13 protein-coding genes are annotated in these 15,986 nt (G+C 43.5%); 4 read left to right on the top strand and 9 right to left on the bottom strand.

The window, feature by feature from the left end:
- Positions 1 to 657, top strand: a 657-nt coding sequence (locus C7Y66_RS25755) for an extracellular solute-binding protein (RefSeq protein WP_146149880.1), incomplete at its 5' end; no start/stop codon positions are given.
- Between the two features lie 33 nt (positions 658 to 690).
- Here C7Y66_RS25755 and C7Y66_RS25760 read toward each other — a convergent pair.
- On the bottom strand, positions 691 to 1,986 hold the full coding sequence (locus C7Y66_RS25760; protein ID WP_106547773.1) for a folylpolyglutamate synthase/dihydrofolate synthase family protein: 1,296 nt from the start codon (positions 1,984 to 1,986) through the stop codon (positions 691 to 693).
- 176 nt (positions 1,987 to 2,162) lie between these two features.
- Between C7Y66_RS25760 and C7Y66_RS25765 the strand changes: the two genes are divergently transcribed.
- Positions 2,163 to 2,396 carry a hypothetical protein gene (locus C7Y66_RS25765; RefSeq protein WP_106547774.1) on the top strand — a complete coding sequence of 78 codons (234 nt, stop codon included), beginning with the start codon at positions 2,163 to 2,165 and terminating at the stop codon, positions 2,394 to 2,396.
- 14 nt (positions 2,397 to 2,410) lie between these two features.
- On the opposite strand, the gene hrcA is transcribed toward C7Y66_RS25765, so the two are convergent.
- Positions 2,411 to 3,499 carry a heat-inducible transcriptional repressor HrcA gene (hrcA, locus tag C7Y66_RS25770; RefSeq protein WP_106547775.1) on the bottom strand — a complete coding sequence of 363 codons (1,089 nt, stop codon included), beginning with the start codon at positions 3,497 to 3,499 and terminating at the stop codon, positions 2,411 to 2,413.
- A 458-nt stretch (positions 3,500 to 3,957) separates the two neighbouring features.
- Entirely contained in the window at positions 3,958 to 4,302 is a 345-nt protein-coding gene (locus C7Y66_RS25775) for a rhodanese-like domain-containing protein (RefSeq protein WP_015155440.1), read from the bottom strand.
- A 122-nt stretch (positions 4,303 to 4,424) separates the two neighbouring features.
- On the opposite strand from C7Y66_RS25775, the gene C7Y66_RS25780 reads away from it, so the two are divergent.
- Complete coding sequence (locus C7Y66_RS25780) at positions 4,425 to 6,170, top strand: DUF3352 domain-containing protein (protein ID WP_106547776.1); 1,746 nt, start codon at positions 4,425 to 4,427, stop codon at positions 6,168 to 6,170.
- 274 nt (positions 6,171 to 6,444) lie between these two features.
- Here C7Y66_RS25780 and C7Y66_RS25785 read toward each other — a convergent pair whose 3' ends face one another.
- The 6 genes from C7Y66_RS25785 to C7Y66_RS25815 all read right to left on the bottom strand — a co-directional run bounded on the left by C7Y66_RS25785 (position 6,445) and on the right by C7Y66_RS25815 (position 14,085).
- Positions 6,445 to 7,029, bottom strand: coding sequence for a Uma2 family endonuclease (locus C7Y66_RS25785; protein WP_106547777.1), 585 nt, complete (start codon positions 7,027 to 7,029; stop codon positions 6,445 to 6,447).
- Between the two features lie 66 nt (positions 7,030 to 7,095).
- Positions 7,096 to 7,482: a DUF2358 domain-containing protein gene (locus C7Y66_RS25790; RefSeq protein WP_106547778.1), complete on the bottom strand. Its 387-nt coding sequence runs from the start codon at positions 7,480 to 7,482 to the stop codon at positions 7,096 to 7,098.
- Positions 7,482 to 8,051 carry a hypothetical protein gene (locus C7Y66_RS25795; protein WP_106547779.1) on the bottom strand — a complete coding sequence of 190 codons (570 nt, stop codon included), beginning with the start codon at positions 8,049 to 8,051 and terminating at the stop codon, positions 7,482 to 7,484. Before C7Y66_RS25795 ends, C7Y66_RS25790 begins: the two co-directional genes overlap by 1 nt.
- Before the next feature lie 115 nt (positions 8,052 to 8,166).
- The gene (locus tag C7Y66_RS25800; RefSeq protein WP_106547780.1) at positions 8,167 to 9,738 is read right to left on the bottom strand and encodes a HEAT repeat domain-containing protein; all 1,572 of its coding nucleotides are present in this window, start codon (positions 9,736 to 9,738) and stop codon (positions 8,167 to 8,169) included.
- 355 nt (positions 9,739 to 10,093) lie between these two features.
- A complete protein-coding gene (locus tag C7Y66_RS25810; RefSeq protein ID WP_106547782.1) occupies positions 10,094 to 11,530 on the bottom strand; it encodes a tetratricopeptide repeat protein in 1,437 nt (478 codons plus the stop codon).
- A 575-nt stretch (positions 11,531 to 12,105) separates the two neighbouring features.
- Positions 12,106 to 14,085: a PstS family phosphate ABC transporter substrate-binding protein gene (locus tag C7Y66_RS25815; protein WP_106547783.1), complete on the bottom strand. Its 1,980-nt coding sequence runs from the start codon at positions 14,083 to 14,085 to the stop codon at positions 12,106 to 12,108.
- Positions 14,086 to 14,219: 134 nt separating this feature from the next.
- Between C7Y66_RS25815 and C7Y66_RS25820 the strand changes: the two genes are divergently transcribed.
- Positions 14,220 to 15,848, top strand: coding sequence for a GAF domain-containing protein (locus C7Y66_RS25820; RefSeq protein WP_106547784.1), 1,629 nt, complete (start codon positions 14,220 to 14,222; stop codon positions 15,846 to 15,848).
- Positions 15,849 to 15,986 lie beyond the last annotated feature (138 nt).

Genomic DNA, 15,986 nt, shown 5'->3' on the forward strand with positions numbered 1-15,986 from the left:
GGGGTAACCTTGGTAGATGACAAAGGCAAAGCAGCATTTAATACACCCGCAGGCAAAGCAGCTTTTCAGTACTGGGTAGATTTGTATAAACAAGAACTCTTACCCCAAGAATCCTTAACCCAAGGACATCGCCACGGAATTGAGATGTATCAAGCAGGAGAGACGGCTTTATTAGGGACGGGAGCAGAATTTCTCAAAACAATTTCAACTAATGCGCCAGAAATTGCCAAAGTTTCTGCTGTTGCACCAGAAATTACCGGAACCACAGGTAAAAAGAATGTTGCCGTGATGAATCTCGTGATTCCTAAAGATAGCGATCGCCCCGACGCAGCAATAAAGTTTGCTTTATTTGTGACCAACAGCGATAATCAACTCGCCTTTGCCAAAGCCGCCAACGTCCTTCCTTCAACAATTCCCGCCTTGGCTGATAGCTATTTCAAATCCGTGTCAGGCGATAAATCCGAAATGGATCGGGCGCGGGTGGTGAGTGCTAGTCAGTTAAAACAAGCAGAAGTGCTAATTCCCGCAATGGAGAATATCAACGTCCTCAAACGCGCCATTTACGAAAACCTCCAAGCTGCCATGCTGGGAGAAAAAACAGTCGATGTGGCGATCGCAGATGCTGCGAAAGAATGGGATGCTAAGGCTGGAAAATAACGGTTCTATGTAGTGGCGCACAGCTGTGCGCCCCTACCCAGCAATGCGTAAAAAATATCCAACCAAATACAACGAACCGCATAGAATCATTAAATTTGATGATGTTGTCGCGGCTTCTAATCCAGCAAAGAGATCTGGATAAGTGTGACACGTAGCTAGATGGGAACATTCACGGGCTAGCTTTGCTAGTGTTTCAGGATCGGCAGTACTATGATCTGGAACAGGGACGAGATGTAACTCATCCTTGGGGCGCAATAGGGCGCGTAAAATATCTGCATGGTCTTTAGTAGATAGCATCCCTATCACCCAGCATACAGGTTGTTCGAGGGTATCGACATATTGACGTAAAGCTCGCGCCGCCGCCGGATTGTGCGCCCCATCAATCAGGAGTTTACGTCCTTGCCAAGTCGTCCATTGCAAACGCCCCAACCATTTTGCTTTTCCCATCCCATTTGCGATCGCCTCATCCGAAATTTTCCACCCTTGTTGCTGCAAAATTCGTAAAGCGGCAATTGCTAAAGCTGAATTCATCAGCTGGATATCTCCTAACAGAGGTAGAGGATATTTGATGTCGTTGGTTGTTGGTTGTTGGTGCATCTTCAATTCCGAATTCCGAATTCCGAATTCCGAATTCCGAAATTCTGCCCAACCTGGTTCAATTTGACGCGAGGGTAGGGGAAAGACAGCGGGACATCCAAGTTCTTCGATACGCGATCGCACGACGGTTTCTGCTTCTAGTGGTAATTGTCCGATGACTGCGGGACAGTTGGGTTTGAGAATTCCTGCTTTTTCTCGGGCAATATCTGCTACGGTTGGTCCTAGCTGTTGCCAGTGTTCGCGACTGATGGAAGTAATCACCGTGACTAAGGGGCGATCGCAAACGTTGGTAGCATCTAATCTTCCTCCTAACCCAACTTCTATGACTGCGATATCTACCTGAACTTGGGCAAAGTACAACCAAGCCGCAGCAGTAATAATTTCAAATTGAGTTGGGGTTTCCTCGTCTAGCGAAATTGCCTGCTGGACTTGTAGCAATATTTGCTGTAGCGTTTCTGGTGCGATCGGTTGTTCGTCTAAACAAATGCGTTCAGTCCAATCTACTAAATGAGGCGAAGTATAGCGCCCGACTCGATAGCCTGCTTCTTTGAGTACGGCAGAAAGGTAAGCGCAGACAGATCCTTTGCCGTTTGTCCCCGCTACGTGAATGACTGGAACTTGCTGCTGAGGATTGCCCAAATTAGCCAGCAGTTTTTGAATTCGTTCTAAACCAAGATGTACGCCGAAGCGCTGATATGGTTTCAGGATAGAGTCAATGTCTTTATTAGTCATTGGTCATTGGTCATTAGTCATTTGTCGTCATTCTCCCTTGTCTCCCTTGTCCTCCTTGTCTCCCTTGTCTCCCCCACCCCTCACTCCTCGTGCATCCACTTTTTGACAGATGAAGTTCTCATTTGGATAAGTAAGGTGGTTATTAGTTACGAGATTGAATATTGGAGGGTAAATCTATGACTGCGACTGGAAGTGAAAGAGCAATGAGCAATTTAGAATACGATTTGCTCACAACTTTGCACCACAAAGCTGAAGCCGTCAAAGCTTACGATACCTACATCAATGATGCTCAGTCAATGAACTCGCAGCCTTGTGTAGAACTGTTCCAGAAGTTAAAGCAACAGGATATGCAACAGGCAGAGGAAATCCGGCAGCATCTACAAGAAGTCATGCAAAAAGGCAAGATGTAAAACAGTTAATATTACTAGTTGCTTAATGCATCAGATAGATAATCAGCAGCAGCTTCCACTATGGCGATCGCAGATTCGTAGTCTAAACGGGTTGGTCCTAAGACTCCTACACTGCCAACGGGAATTGTACCGCGTCGATAGGTAGATGAAATCAGGGTACAACCACGGATAGGTTCGAGCGTATTTTCTGAGCCGATACGAATTGTAACTCGCCGCCTTGAGTTGGAATCTAATTCTGGTTCCTCAAAAATAAAAGGCAATAACTGCTGCTGTTCTTCTTCTAGAAGATGTAGGATTGTTTGGACTTGCTGCAATTCAGCAAACTCAGGCTGACGCAAGACTTCGGATACGCCTCGGATGGCAATTTGCGTGCTAGCCGGGAGTGGCTGAGTTCGCCGACAAATATCTGCAAATACAGTTTTTAAGCGATCGCCATATTGTTGAAATTCGCGGTCTAATTGATTCCAGTCAAGTGATGCTAATTCATACAGCGATCGCCCGCGCAGTTGGCTATTGAGGAAGTTGGAGAGTATTTGTAGCTCTCTTTCTATGACTTCTGGTTCTGATTCTAAGACTGTTTCCGCTTCTGAAGTCGGCAAATCTAACAAGACTGATTGGGTTTCATAAGTATCGGTTACCACAATCAACATTATCCGCCCTGACTCAATTTGAATCAGTTGAATGTGGCGCAGCCGTGCCATGTTAGCGCTGGGCATGGTAATTAAAGTAATGCAACCACTTACCTTGGCTAAAATCTGCGCTGCGCCTCTTAATAAAGCTTCCAAGCTCCAATCTTCCCACTTTAATTGCTCTTGGAGTAGCTGTTCTACCTGTCGTCCCCAGACATCGGAAGGAGTTATGAGGCGATCGACATAAATTCGATAGCCAGAGTCAGATGGAATTCTTCCCGCCGAGGTGTGAGGTTGATAAAGTAAACCAGCTTTTTCTAGCACTCCCATCGCGTTACGAATGGTTGCAGAACTCACGCCGAGGTTATATTCTTCCAATAAAGCTTTGGAACCCACGGGTTCGGCAGTGGCGATGTAATGTCGTACCGTTGCCCAAAGTATATGCTGTTGGCGATCGTTAAGCTGCACTTGCATAGGTGAAATGAGAATAGTGAGATGAGACGCGAATTTAAGAAATGTAAATGTAATCTGTAGATTTTTTTAATTTTTAGTTATTCAAGATAGCAAAAAAGATAGACCGTGTTAAATAAATACAAAGTTATATTTCGATTGTGCCTTAACTCCTGCCTGGTTTCCGCTATTTCTCAGGAAAGATATCCTTTTAACGCATAAAACTCAGCGTCTGTCAATACATACATCTATGTTAGATGTTATAGCCTGCACCCAGCAGAGTTAAAGTCTCTACCTAGATAAATTCAATCGGAGCGAGACGTAGCTTCAGCGACCCTAAATCTAAATATAGACTGTACTTTTGCTTAAAATTAAGAATTATTTGGTAGCAATTATTACTGAACGCTGTTGGGGATGAAGAATGGGGAACAGTGAGTAGTGAAGGGTAACTGGTAACTGGTAACTGGTAACTGGTCACTGTCCTAGTATCTAGGAACAGATGGATCGATCGCAGTGGAGTAAGCATCAATTCCCCCTGCTAAATTTCTAAGATTTGTAAAACCTTGACGGCTCAACCACTGGCACATTTGAGCCGAACGAATACCGTGGTGGCACATAACTACGGTTTCTGCTTGAGGATCGAAGCGTGCGGGGATAGAATCAGCCCAATCAGCAAATTGACTCAAGGGCAGAACTTCAAACCCATCAATACGAGCGATCGCGACTTCATCCGGTTCGCGCACGTCGATCAATTGCAGTTGCTCTCTAGCATCAGAACTTAACATCTGAGCCAGTTCTTCTACACTAATTTGGCTAAAAGGATTCATAATGAGGGGCTGTGGGTTAGGGACGGCGATCGGTTATTAGTGTAGAGACGTTACATGTAACGTCTCTACAAAGTTGTCTTACAAATGACCAATGACGATTAGCAAGACATTTGTAAATTATCATGAAGCGAAGCTTATTTTTTTCTGCCATAGCAACTGTTGTGGTGGTGCTGCTACTAATTGGCGTTGGCGGTTTTTATTGGATTAATAGCCAAAGTCCTCTCAGCTTACTACGAGGTGGTACGACAAATACACCAGAAGCAGCGATATTTGTGCCTAAGCAAGCACCTGCAATGGTATCTTTGCTAGTCAATCCAGAAAAACTAGAGTCTTTGCGGCAATTGGCAGCGCGTCCGAGCGATCGCAGGCAGTCGCGTCAGGAACTAGAACGCTTTAAGTCTAGTTTACTAGCTAGTAGCAGTCTCGACTATCGCCAAGATATTCAACCTTGGTTGGGGGAAGAAGTTACTTTGGCTTTGACGAGTCCAGATATCGATCGCGATGCGACAAATGGCAATCAGCCAGGATATTTAATGGTATTAACTAGCAGAAATCCAGCTAAAAGTAGAGAATTTTTACAATTATTATTTTCCCAACGAGCGATCGCGGGTAGAGATTTAGTTTCAGAAACTTATCAAGGTGTTAATATTTTCTCCGATCGCGATCGGGTAAATGTAGGGGCGCACAGCCGTGCGCCCCTACAAGAACGAATCTCTCTTGTCGGCGCAGCAGTGGGCGATCGCTTTATTTTATTTGCCAATCATCCTAAAGTATTGCGAGAGGCAATTAATAACGTTCAAGCACCCGATCTGAGTTTGAATGATTCTGCTCGATATCAACACGCATTAAGTTTATTACCTACTGAGCGAATTGGCATAATCTTTCTCAATTTGCCTCAAGTGACAACTTTGTTGGGGAAAGAACCGCAAGAGCAAATTTATGACAGTCAAATTATTGGTTTAAAATTAAATCCACAAGGAATTGTTGCAGAAACCTCAATAACTGCTAATCAGACAGAACTCGCTCCTGCTGGCAAGATGCTATCCGAACCCGTGCAAGCATTACAATATTTACCTATAACAACCAATTTAGCGATCGCGGGTTTAGATTTGAGCCATTTACAAAATACTAATTTAAATCAGTTATGGAGACAAATTACAACTGTCTTATCTGGTTCTAGCAATGATGCAATTTCGCGATCGATCGCTCAACCATTAGCGAAATTACAAGATAGTTGGGGTATAGATATTTCAGAAGATATTTTTAGCTGGGTGCAAGGGGAATATGCTTTAGGAATGCTACCTCAAAAAGACGCTAGTACGAGTGCTGACTGGATTTTTGTGGCTGAGAAGTCGGCAGGAACAGATTTAGCAATCGATCGCTTCAATACAATTGCTGAAAATCGAGGTTTGAGCATTACACCGCTCTTTTCTGACGAGCAAAAAATCTATGCTTGGATGCAGGTAAATCCAGTTTCATCTAGTCCATCCGAGCTAGGCGATCGCTCGTTACTCACTCTTAAAGCTAAAGTCCAAGGTGTTTATACTAGCATAGATAAATACGAAATTTTCACTTCTTCAGTTGCAGCAATGGATGCAGCTTTAAAAGCAGCAGAAACCGATTCTTTATTGAAGAGTTCTCAGTTCCAATCTGCCATAAAAGCTATTCCTCAGCCGAATCAGGGTTATCTATATTTGGATTTACCTAGAAGTCGAGAAATTTTAGAACGTCAATTACCTTTAGTCAAACTATTAGAAGTAGCAGCAAAACCATTTTTTGACAAAACACAATCGATTACTGTAAGTAGTTATGGCGATCGCACCGACGTGCTTCAGGGTAGTATTGTTTTGCGCTTAGGCTCGAATTAATGTCTTATCTTGTTTGCAGCAAGGAATTACTGAGGCAAAAGAACTATGCAGATTCCTACTTAGCACTACAATGACTTACAACAACTTGAGGTTGATTTTGAAGAGCTCGCAGATGATTTTGAAACGCACGTTTGGGAAGAATACAGCACTTTTACTTGGATTATAGAAGGAATGCTGGCTCGCGTTGGATTTGAATTTGAATCAAACTATCTTTCACCAACTATGGCTGAATATATCTGTCGGAAAAGATGAGGGTGCAAAATGCGATCGCGATTTAATTCTCTCCTTCTTTCGCATCAAATTTGACTTGGCGATAAAGTGCAGTTACAGGTAAAGATAACCCTACGCTTGCCAAATTTATCGTATCTTCTGTCGCGTAAGGATAAAGCACCCACAAACCTTGTTCGTTGCGCCGAAAACAATCTACACCAATTTGTTCGGAATCAATTAAAACGTATTCCTGCAAAGTTTCCAACTGACGATATCGAGCAAACTTACCACCGCGATCGTATGCTTCTGTAGAAGGGGAAAGAACTTCGACAATTAGGCAAGGATGTTGAATGATTGAATTAGATTCCCGATCTCTCGGATCGCAGGTAACAACAACATCTGGATAATAATAACTATTAGCAGTAGCAACTTGTACTTTCACGTCTGAAATATACACTTCGCAACTGCTTTGAGCCAGATGGCTATCTAAAGCAGTGACTAAGTTTAAAGCAATGCGATTATGGGGTTTTGTTCCTCCAGTCATGGCAAAAACTTCGCCGTCGATATACTCGTGGCGCAGTTGTTGCATGGGTTCCCATTCTAAATACTCTTGCGGCGACATCCATTGTAATTGTGGACTAGCAATCATCAGGGTTACTCCGCTTCCATTAGTAGCTGACAACTAACAAATGACAAATGACAAATGACATCCCCATCACCCCTTCCCACTACCAAAATGTTGCTTTACCACGTCTAACCGCGAACAGTTCCAATAATCGACATGGGAATCAATTAATCCTTGGGGATTGAGGTGTAACTCGCTCCAGCCTGGAATCGCAATGCGGGGTTTCCAGGGGAGGGGAGTATTCCAACTCAACGTCCACTCTGTCTTGATGGTATCCCCTTCCTGGCGAATGTCATGCAAATCCATCTTGACTGCAATAAACCAGGTGTTGATGAAATTAATCATCTGTTTGTATCGCTCGACACCGCGAAAACGGTTGAGGGGATCTTGAAAAAAGACATCTGAAGCATAGATGCTATATGTCTGGTTGTCTGGGAATCTTTGGTAATCTTGCCGGAGGATTTGAATAATATCCATTATGGTTCTACTTCCAACCACAACCTTTCTAACTGATATTTCCATGCTGCCATGACTTGCTCTCGCGACTCCGCTCCTTGTTGTAAGTCGCCTAGCAATCCCTCGTCGTACATTCTGCTCAGATTTTGCAGGGTAGCTTCTAGAGATTGTCCTTGCTGCTTTTGCGCTGTGACGATTTGCCGTAGTTTCGTTTCTACCAATTGGCTAAATGCATTTGTTAACCCCGCTTGATTTAAGGAAATTAAGCGCGCGATCGCATCGGTAAAATCTGTCGTACTCAAACTTTCACGACTGTGCTGAAAGACTCCCCACACGACTCCTTGATGTAAGGCATAGCGCACTTCCTGAGTGTCGTCAAAGTTAGCTTCGAGTAACTGTTCCAAAAACGGTTGAGCTGCCTGCGCCGATAAAATTGGTAATAATACTCGCAGCCAAGAGCGATCGTCTGATAGCAATACTAACAGGCGAAATTCCGGTGTTTCGATTTGCCAGGAACCAGGAGCGATCGCTTGTACGGGTGCAGAATGAAATAAATCTGTTAGGGTGTTGGCAATTTCTTCGGGTGTCATGAATTGCTAATACTATCGTTCTTATACGAGTAGTTTAGCTAATCAGTTGTCAGTGTAGAGACGTTACATGTAACGTCTCTACAAAGTTGTCAGTCCATTTCCGATTTCCACTAGCTCATACAGCCTGAATCTGTGACGGTGATTTTTGAGCGATGCCAGCACGTTGACTCAGTTCTTCAGTCACAAAGCTAGGAACTTTTACTGTTGCTTGTAAAGCCATGCAGCAGTCTCGTACAGATAATAAAAATCTCTTCATCGCCACGCAATCGGGAACGGTGTCTACTCGCGCCAAGAACTTGCGCCAGTTGTTTTCATTGTCGCAGCATAATTCTACGAGATATTGGCTAGCCAGATATTCTGCTAACAGATCGTGAGTAAAGCGCACTTTATCTTGTGCCTTACCGATCGCTTGCAGCAAACCGAGATTCTGTTCTAAATGTTCTAGGTAAATTTTAGCGGTATCGTATCCCGCGATCGCCCCAATCTCACTGAGTAATTGTTCGCGTTTGACTGCGGCTGGCTGAAATGTCTGCTTGATACATTCCCAGGCGATCGCTTTGGCATATTTTTGCACGCTGTCTGCTTCTAACAACGGCACATCAGTAGGTTTGCTTGCAGAATTAGATTGAGCGAGTGCCTGCTGTGTCTGAGGATCGAGCGTTTGGGTAGCAAACCAAGCATTCAGCACTCTGGGATGATAGTGGAAAAAACCAACTAAAACTAACCAGTTAATTGGCAATTTCATTCTGCCGGAAAAACCAGGTAAAGCAATGCTAGAGTATCGTTGTAATGCATTGTTGATACCCAAAATCCACAGCGGACGCTGCCAGAGGAGTAGCGACCAAAATGATGCCAGCGTAGCGATATATACTACACCAATTGGTAGCCATCGATACTGTGAGAGCAATTTCAGTCCGTTCTCGCTCCAATTGGGGTATCGATGCGATTTGAGTATTTGCGATGACTGACGTAAGAGCGCTACCTCTGCTTCTGGAAATAACTCTTGACTGGTTTCAATAATTTTCAGCGCCATTTCCAATTCTCGAATGTCTCGTTCTAATTGGAGATGGGAAAGCGTTGCGGCTTTTTGCTGCCAGCCAGTTGCAATTTTAGCCCAAGCATAGATAGCGTTCGATCGCACCGTGCGATCGGGATCGCGAAGCGTCTGGCTCAGTGCGGGAACGGCACTTTCTGCTGCTGCTCCCATGCTACCAATTGCAGATACGACCATCGATCGCACCGATCTATCTTCATCTTGTAGTGCGACTGTGAGCGCGGGGACGGCACTTTCTGCTGCTACTCCCATACTACCAAGCGCGTATGCTGCACTAGAACGTACTACGGGACTTTTATCTGCTAAAGCTGTAACGCTCAAAGCCGGAATTGCCGAGTGCGCCGCTGCTCCCAGACTTCCCAAAGCGGCAACCGCATTAATTCTAATGTTTTCGTCCTTTTGCTGTAATTCTTGACTCAATGCTTTTACTGCGCGATCGCCACACTTTTTCAGCGCTGCTACAGTAAATATCCATTCGTTAGTGTTGCCTAGTTTTGTTATATAAGAATTAATTTCCCGATCGGAACATGCTTCTGCTCTTACTATATCGATTGAAAGGAAATTGAAACAGAAGCAAAAACTAGATATAGGTAACCACAGAATTATGAATTGCAACTTGCGGCTTTTCTTCATACATTATTTCGGTAAATCTGCTAGCACTCAACCTATAAATTGCCGATTGGCTGTCGGTTATTAAGCTAGCTTTTACTAGTAGTGCGCGCCTCAAGACTGTAACGTTTTTTCTCTGACAACTGCATATTAGATAAACGATCTTGACAGCGTTGTAAATTATTATACAGCCAATTCAATTCTAGTAAAGACTTTTTTAATGGAAGAACTTCTCTGAACGCAACACTCATCAAAAAGAGGCTAGAGGCAAGTTGCCAATCGAACTGCAAATTTTGAACAGCTATAAATGCTACACTTTCCCCTATACGGACAGAGAAGATTTGAGGGCTAGCCGCAATTATCTGGAGTATAAAACCGATCAATCGCTCTTGAGTTCTGTGGTTTTCGCTCCTTTCAACTTCTGATTTTCTTGAGAAGAATTTAAGGTTTTTTTAGCTAAGGTGCGAATTTGTGGTTTCAGAGCATCTGGAGCCGCTTCTTCTGCTTGCTCAAATAACTGAGCCGCACCTTGACTATCTTTATGAATTTGACGCAGCACGGCTTTGCGTACTAAAGCTTTAAGGTTATTGTTTTGTCTTGCCAAAATTTGGTCGTAAGTTTTTTCTGCACCAGCAGCATTACCTGTTAGCTCGTATTGCTCTGCTAAACGCAAACGCAAATCTATATTATCGGGATTGTTTTGCACTAGTTGTTCTAACGAAGCGATCGCTTTATCTAGTTTTCCAGCTTGTTGTAAAGCTTCAACATCGTACAATGCTTCACCCGTGCGAATCTGTGAAGTAGACCGTTGGTAACCGAGTAGGGATAATAGGGCTATTCCAGCTATACCAATGCCAAGGAACCACCAGAGTTTCGACCCCATTTTCTCTCTAACAGAGGAGCGGCGATCGCTTTGAGTACTCGGTTTGCGGTTAGAATCGAATAAAGATTGCATCACTCCGTTAGGGTTCTTCGAGCGAGCGTTGGCATCGCCAGGAATAATGCGATGAATTAATCCCAAAAGCTGATTTTCTGCACTGGAGCTATGTATTTTGTTTAGCTCCCATACTAACCAAAGAAAAGCGATAGCTGTTCCTTTGGGTTTGAGAGTTACTGTGTTATTTTCTCGCACTAGAGGTATAGAGGAATGAAAAATCTCGTAGCGCGCTTTGACGGTATTGAGATGAGCGATCAAAGGTTCTAACTTATTTTTTATGACTTTTTGAGTTGTTGCATTAGATTCTAATAGATCGTACTTAGTTAGCACTATAGCTAATGGATAATTTAATCCATTGAGATAAACTAAGCTCGTCAATGCCATGACTTGCTCAAAGATATTTTCCAATACTTGAATGTAAGCATCGCTGTGCCTGAGAGCGTAGGCATCAATAAACACGCAGCAGCCATGCGAGTTAAACACGAGTTCGCGAAAATCAGAGTTGTGAACGTCGCAGATTTCTCCAGGGATATCATTCCAGCGGAAATGGCATACTGTTTTTTCACCCCAAAAGCTTTGTCGTTTTAGGTTAAAGCTGAAGTTGACGACTTTCATCGTCGGTGGTGGATACTGATCCGTCTGGTCTATATATTTAAGAATTTTATCTACGTTTTCCTTTACCTGGTTGTCTTGGCATTCAAACCATAATTTGTGCGGCTGCTTTTTGGAATTTTCAGTCTGTAGCTCCGTATAGCTACCAACGAGGAAAACCGTTTTTCCTACGCCTCTTTGCCCAATGCTTAAAAGATTAAATGTTCTATTTTTTGGTAAGTTTTGAGGTAACACGGTTAGATGCTGCTTGCGAAGTTTCACTGACATAGTTTTTTTGGATCTAGAGTTTTTGTAACATTAGCTTAAGTGCTAGGTGAGATTGATTAGCAGCAGCATACCACTAAGTTATTATTCCTGAAAGTTAAATACCATACATCACTATTCACTGCATCGCTAGCAAATAACTCCAAGGATTACACTTGATTTTGCTGCGACAGCAGAATAAATATAATTGCGGTCAATCTACCTGCAATTCTGACGCTACTCCTAAAAACGCACATTTAGACTCTAAAGAGATTGCATATAGCGCGTTCTAGTTGAACGAGGCGTGCAACTCCGTGAAGTTCGCAGCCGTGTGTCTCTATAATGTCTTGCATTTGAATAAAACAGTTGTTGGCGGTTATTAGGCTGACAAACCCTCTCTTTCGAGCATAGTGGCAAGCCATCAGCCAGTCCACTGTTTTAAAGAAAAAACTTAGAGTCTTCATTGAGCATTAGAGGCAGGCTAGACAATTCGTAAAAGTCAATATATTTAGATAAAAAAAGATTATCCGATAAAAGAAATCTCCAGACGTAAAAAAATAGATTTTTTTCACTTTTGCGAGTATTTAGGAGGTAAAATCTCAGCGTAGGCGCAAGGGGGCAAAACCGGCTTGCTCCACGAGTTGCTGTCCTTCTTCAGAAAACAATAAATTCGTGTAGGCAATCCCAGCGCGTTCGTCAACGCTGCCATCTCGCTTGACGATGATGTAAAGGCGACGAGTTAAGGGATAAGTACCGTTAGCAAAAGCTGTAGTATTAGCGACATTTTTGCGCTGGAGGTCGAAAGGAGAAACAAAGCCACCGTTACTCGCAGCCAGTGGCAAGGGAGAGATGGTTGCTAAAGAAATAGGATCTATGCTCTGCTGGCGAACTGCTTCTGAGGCAGTAGCGTAGCTGATTCCGCCTGGAGTTTTGGCGACGGTACGGATAGCATCGGTTGTCGTGTTAACTAATCGCACGTTGGAGCCAAAGTTTTCTTCTGCTAGAACTTTTTCTTGCAGAAAATCAGCAGTACCGCTGACTTGAGGATCGCGGCTAATGGGTACGATCGGTAAATCCGAACCACCGAGTTGTTTCCAGTTAACGATCTTCCCAGTGAAAATATCTTTAACTTGGGACAGCGTTAACCCAGAAACGGCAACTTGAGGATTGGCATATAGAGCAATGCCATCAATCGCCACGGGAATTTGTTCTAAAGTAAAACCGAGTTGTTGGGCTTGTCTTAATTCTGCCGCTCGAATCGGGCGAGAAGATTGTGCGAAGCTGAGTTTACCTGTTAGCAACATTTGGATGCCTACGGTAGAGCCATGTCTATTTTGATAAGGATCGGTGTAGAGTAGTTCAAATTGTGGCTGAGCTTGGGCAATCGTCGCGACAGTTGTGGGCGATCGCAGTGGTGCAAAAGTGGTAGAGCCACCATATCGAAACGTACCTGAAGGGACGTTAGGAACTGCTGCCAAAGCTTTGTAGTTTCGATCGCGCTTGACTTGCGATGCTACGTAGACTCGCGAATCGGTATTAGACATACCCGAATGCATCAGACCGTATAGCGAAAACCCGAGCGCTACCGCACTTGCTAAAATGCCAACTTTGAGCCAAAGTTGAGAGTTTTTATAACCCCAAGTCAGGCGTTCGGCGTTATTATCAACTGTTTGTCCTAATGCTACCGGCTTCAAATCGACTGGGGAGAAGTTATTTCCTGCTAATGCCCAGCGACCGGAGTTAGAATTTGCTGACACAGAGTGGCGATCGCGGCTAGCAGTCGAATTTTTTTTGTATTTAGATAATAAATTTGTCGAGCCCTTCTGAATCAAACTTTCTGACTCTCGATCTTTTCCTAATGATTGTTTGTAGAACTGATACAACGGTAACTTGGGTTTTGACTGACTCTTAGAGGCGATCGGATCGACTGCAATAGTCGCAGCATCTGCTGTAATAACATGCCCCGGTTCAAGCCCTAAGCCATCAATTGCATAACTAGTATAAATAGAGAGATGCGCCATTTGCTGCTCGTAAGTTCTTTCTGGGAAATCGACGGCACTTTCCTGTGCGTCAATCGGCACAAATAGCTCCAACAAATTTCCTTGGCGCAAGTCTGTATAGCTTTGCTGTCGCAGGTACAGAGGAGTTGACACCCCTGCTTTTGCTGGTTGGTAGTCCCACAAATTTGATAAAACCTTGGTTTTTATATATGCGCGAGGCTGATGTCGATCTAAGATTGTTACTGGTCCTCGCTCCAAACAAGTAAATATATTTGCTAGTTGAAAATCAAACAGTGGTTCTGAAATGTAATAACAAATAAAATATGGTACGTTGCCGCGTCCTAGCTCGTCCACGCCATCGTTGTATAACCAACCAAACAAAGTTTGCTCTGAGTCGATTTGATATATGTAAGCCGCACGATATTTGGGTTCTGGAGGATTGTAAGAATCCCAATGTTGGGAAACTACATGTTGCAAGAAAGCTTGCTGAATTTCTGGCGAAACCTGCGGACTGCAAACAGTTTTGAATCCTTTGCCTGCAAAGCTGGTATAAACAAGTTGACCGAGAAGTAAGTACATATGTCTAAAATTAAAAAGCTAAATGCGGCTACCTATGTTGAAAAGTATTGCAAAAATTTAAAAATGACCTCAATATGCTAAATGTGAAAGTTTTTCGGCAGTAGTTTTCAGAGTATTAGCCAAGCGAGCGCACAATGAGTCAAATCCCTTTCCATTTTGCCGAGCAGTATTCCACCCGTAGACGTACCACTACCTCTCAATGTATCCAAATTAATAATTTTAGCAGTATAAAAATTCACGACTCTAGAGATAATTATCCGCCATCTTGCCGGAATAATCCAGACCCAGGGACTAAGCTTTCCAGACATCGCCTTTGGTGGCAAAAAAGCAGTTTTAGAACCAAGCTCGTAGCGTTAATTATTGCTGTTGGAATTTTGCCAGTTTTGACTGACAAAACCCTTGCGCAAGCCGACGATCGCCTAGTCCCGCAGTTTAATGCCCAAGCTGAAGCCCGCGTGGACAATCCAGACCTGGCTGATTCTCCCACTCAGCTGCCAGTGACTCTTTTAATTGAAACTGTTGTCGCATCGCTGCTACTAATTGGTTTGTTGACTGCTTTTTTTGCTAATCGAGCTATGCGTCCAGCAAAATCTGCTGTCGATGCAGGTGAAAAGCCAAAATTAGAACCGGATGAATCTTACTCTCCGCTAGCAATTCTCAATAGTGCAGCACTGGAAAAGGTGGATGTTAGCCATCAACAAATTGCCACGATTGAGTCAGCTAAAATAGCGACCGAAATTTCGCTCAAGTTTCGACAAGCACAATATCTCAATGAGTTATTAAAAACCGCTACAAAAGAAATACGCCGCGCTCTCAGTGCCGATCGAGTTTTCGTGTATCAATTTAATCCTGACTGGAGTGGTAATGTTGTCGCTGAATCTGTTTTACCTGGCTTACCTTCCTGCTTAAAGATTAAAATTACCGACACATATTTTTCTGAATCGAACGAGGGCGTAGAAAAGTATATCAATGGTCGAATTTGCGTAACTCACGATATTTATGGGGGAGAACTGACCGATTGTCATATTAAATTGTTAGAACAGTTTGCGATCAAAGCGCAGATGGTAGCGCCAATTACCAAAAACGGTCAACTATTTGGTTTATTGATTGTTAATCAATGTTCTGAACCTAGAGTTTGGCTACCTCATGAAGTTGAGTTATTCTCCCATTTGGCAAAACAGGTAGGAGTAGCATCCGAACAAGTTACATTTTTAGAAAAGCAGGAAGCCGATGCCGAACGTGCCGATTTACTCACAGAAATTACTTTGCGAATTCAGCAAGCTCAATTTTTAGAAGAGTTACTGAAAACTGCTGTGAAAGAAGTCAGGCGTGCGATCAAAACCGATCGCGTAGTCGTTTACGGTCTAGATTCTAGTAATTGGGATGGCATTGTCGTGGCAGAGTCTGTTGCCCCAGGCTGGCCCCAAACTTTAAGAGTGAGAATTGACGATCCTTGCATGAGAGAAAAGTATGCCGAAATCTACAAGCAAGGTCATGTCACAGTCATTGATGATATTTACCAAGCGGGACGAGTTGAAGACTGCTATCGCCGATTATTAGAGCAGTTTGCAGTTAAAGCTAATTTGGTAGCACCAATCTTGAAAAACAATGAGTTACTGGGATTATTAATTGCCCATCACTGTTCCGAACCGAGAAATTGGCAACAGGAAGAAATTGACTTATTTGTTCAGTTAGCGACGCAAATAGGATTTGCGATCGATCGAGTCAGCCTGATGGAAGAAATGGAGACAGACGAGGAGTAGGCAGTTATTAGGGAGCAGGGAGCGCACGAGCAGGGAAGAAGGGGACAAGGGGGACAAGGGGGACAAGGGAGCGGTCAACCAACAACCAACAATTACACATTACCCATTACCCATTACCGATTACCGATTACCCATTAC

It is taken from the genome of Chroococcidiopsis sp. CCALA 051, assembly GCF_003015105.1.
Classification (GTDB): Bacteria; Cyanobacteriota; Cyanobacteriia; order Cyanobacteriales; family Chroococcidiopsidaceae; genus Chroococcidiopsis; species Chroococcidiopsis thermalis.

Bases quoted from the DNA above. Each gene is read 5' to 3' on its own strand.
- C7Y66_RS25760 (WP_106547773.1), bottom strand. From the start codon at position 1,986: ATGACTAATAAAGACATTGACTCTATCCTGAAACCATATCAGCGCTTC.
- C7Y66_RS25765 (WP_106547774.1), top strand. From the start codon at position 2,163: ATGACTGCGACTGGAAGTGAAAGAGCAATGAGCAATTTAGAATACGAT.
- hrcA (WP_106547775.1), bottom strand. From the start codon at position 3,499: ATGCAAGTGCAGCTTAACGATCGCCAACAGCATATACTTTGGGCAACG.
- C7Y66_RS25775 (WP_015155440.1), bottom strand. From the start codon at position 4,302: ATGAATCCTTTTAGCCAAATTAGTGTAGAAGAACTGGCTCAGATGTTA.
- C7Y66_RS25780 (WP_106547776.1), top strand. From the start codon at position 4,425: ATGAAGCGAAGCTTATTTTTTTCTGCCATAGCAACTGTTGTGGTGGTG.
- C7Y66_RS25785 (WP_106547777.1), bottom strand. From the start codon at position 7,029: ATGATTGCTAGTCCACAATTACAATGGATGTCGCCGCAAGAGTATTTA.
- C7Y66_RS25790 (WP_106547778.1), bottom strand. From the start codon at position 7,482: ATGGATATTATTCAAATCCTCCGGCAAGATTACCAAAGATTCCCAGAC.
- C7Y66_RS25795 (WP_106547779.1), bottom strand. From the start codon at position 8,051: ATGACACCCGAAGAAATTGCCAACACCCTAACAGATTTATTTCATTCT.
- C7Y66_RS25800 (WP_106547780.1), bottom strand. From the start codon at position 9,738: ATGAAGAAAAGCCGCAAGTTGCAATTCATAATTCTGTGGTTACCTATA.
- C7Y66_RS25810 (WP_106547782.1), bottom strand. From the start codon at position 11,530: ATGTCAGTGAAACTTCGCAAGCAGCATCTAACCGTGTTACCTCAAAAC.
- C7Y66_RS25815 (WP_106547783.1), bottom strand. From the start codon at position 14,085: ATGTACTTACTTCTCGGTCAACTTGTTTATACCAGCTTTGCAGGCAAA.
- C7Y66_RS25820 (WP_106547784.1), top strand. From the start codon at position 14,220: ATGAGTCAAATCCCTTTCCATTTTGCCGAGCAGTATTCCACCCGTAGA.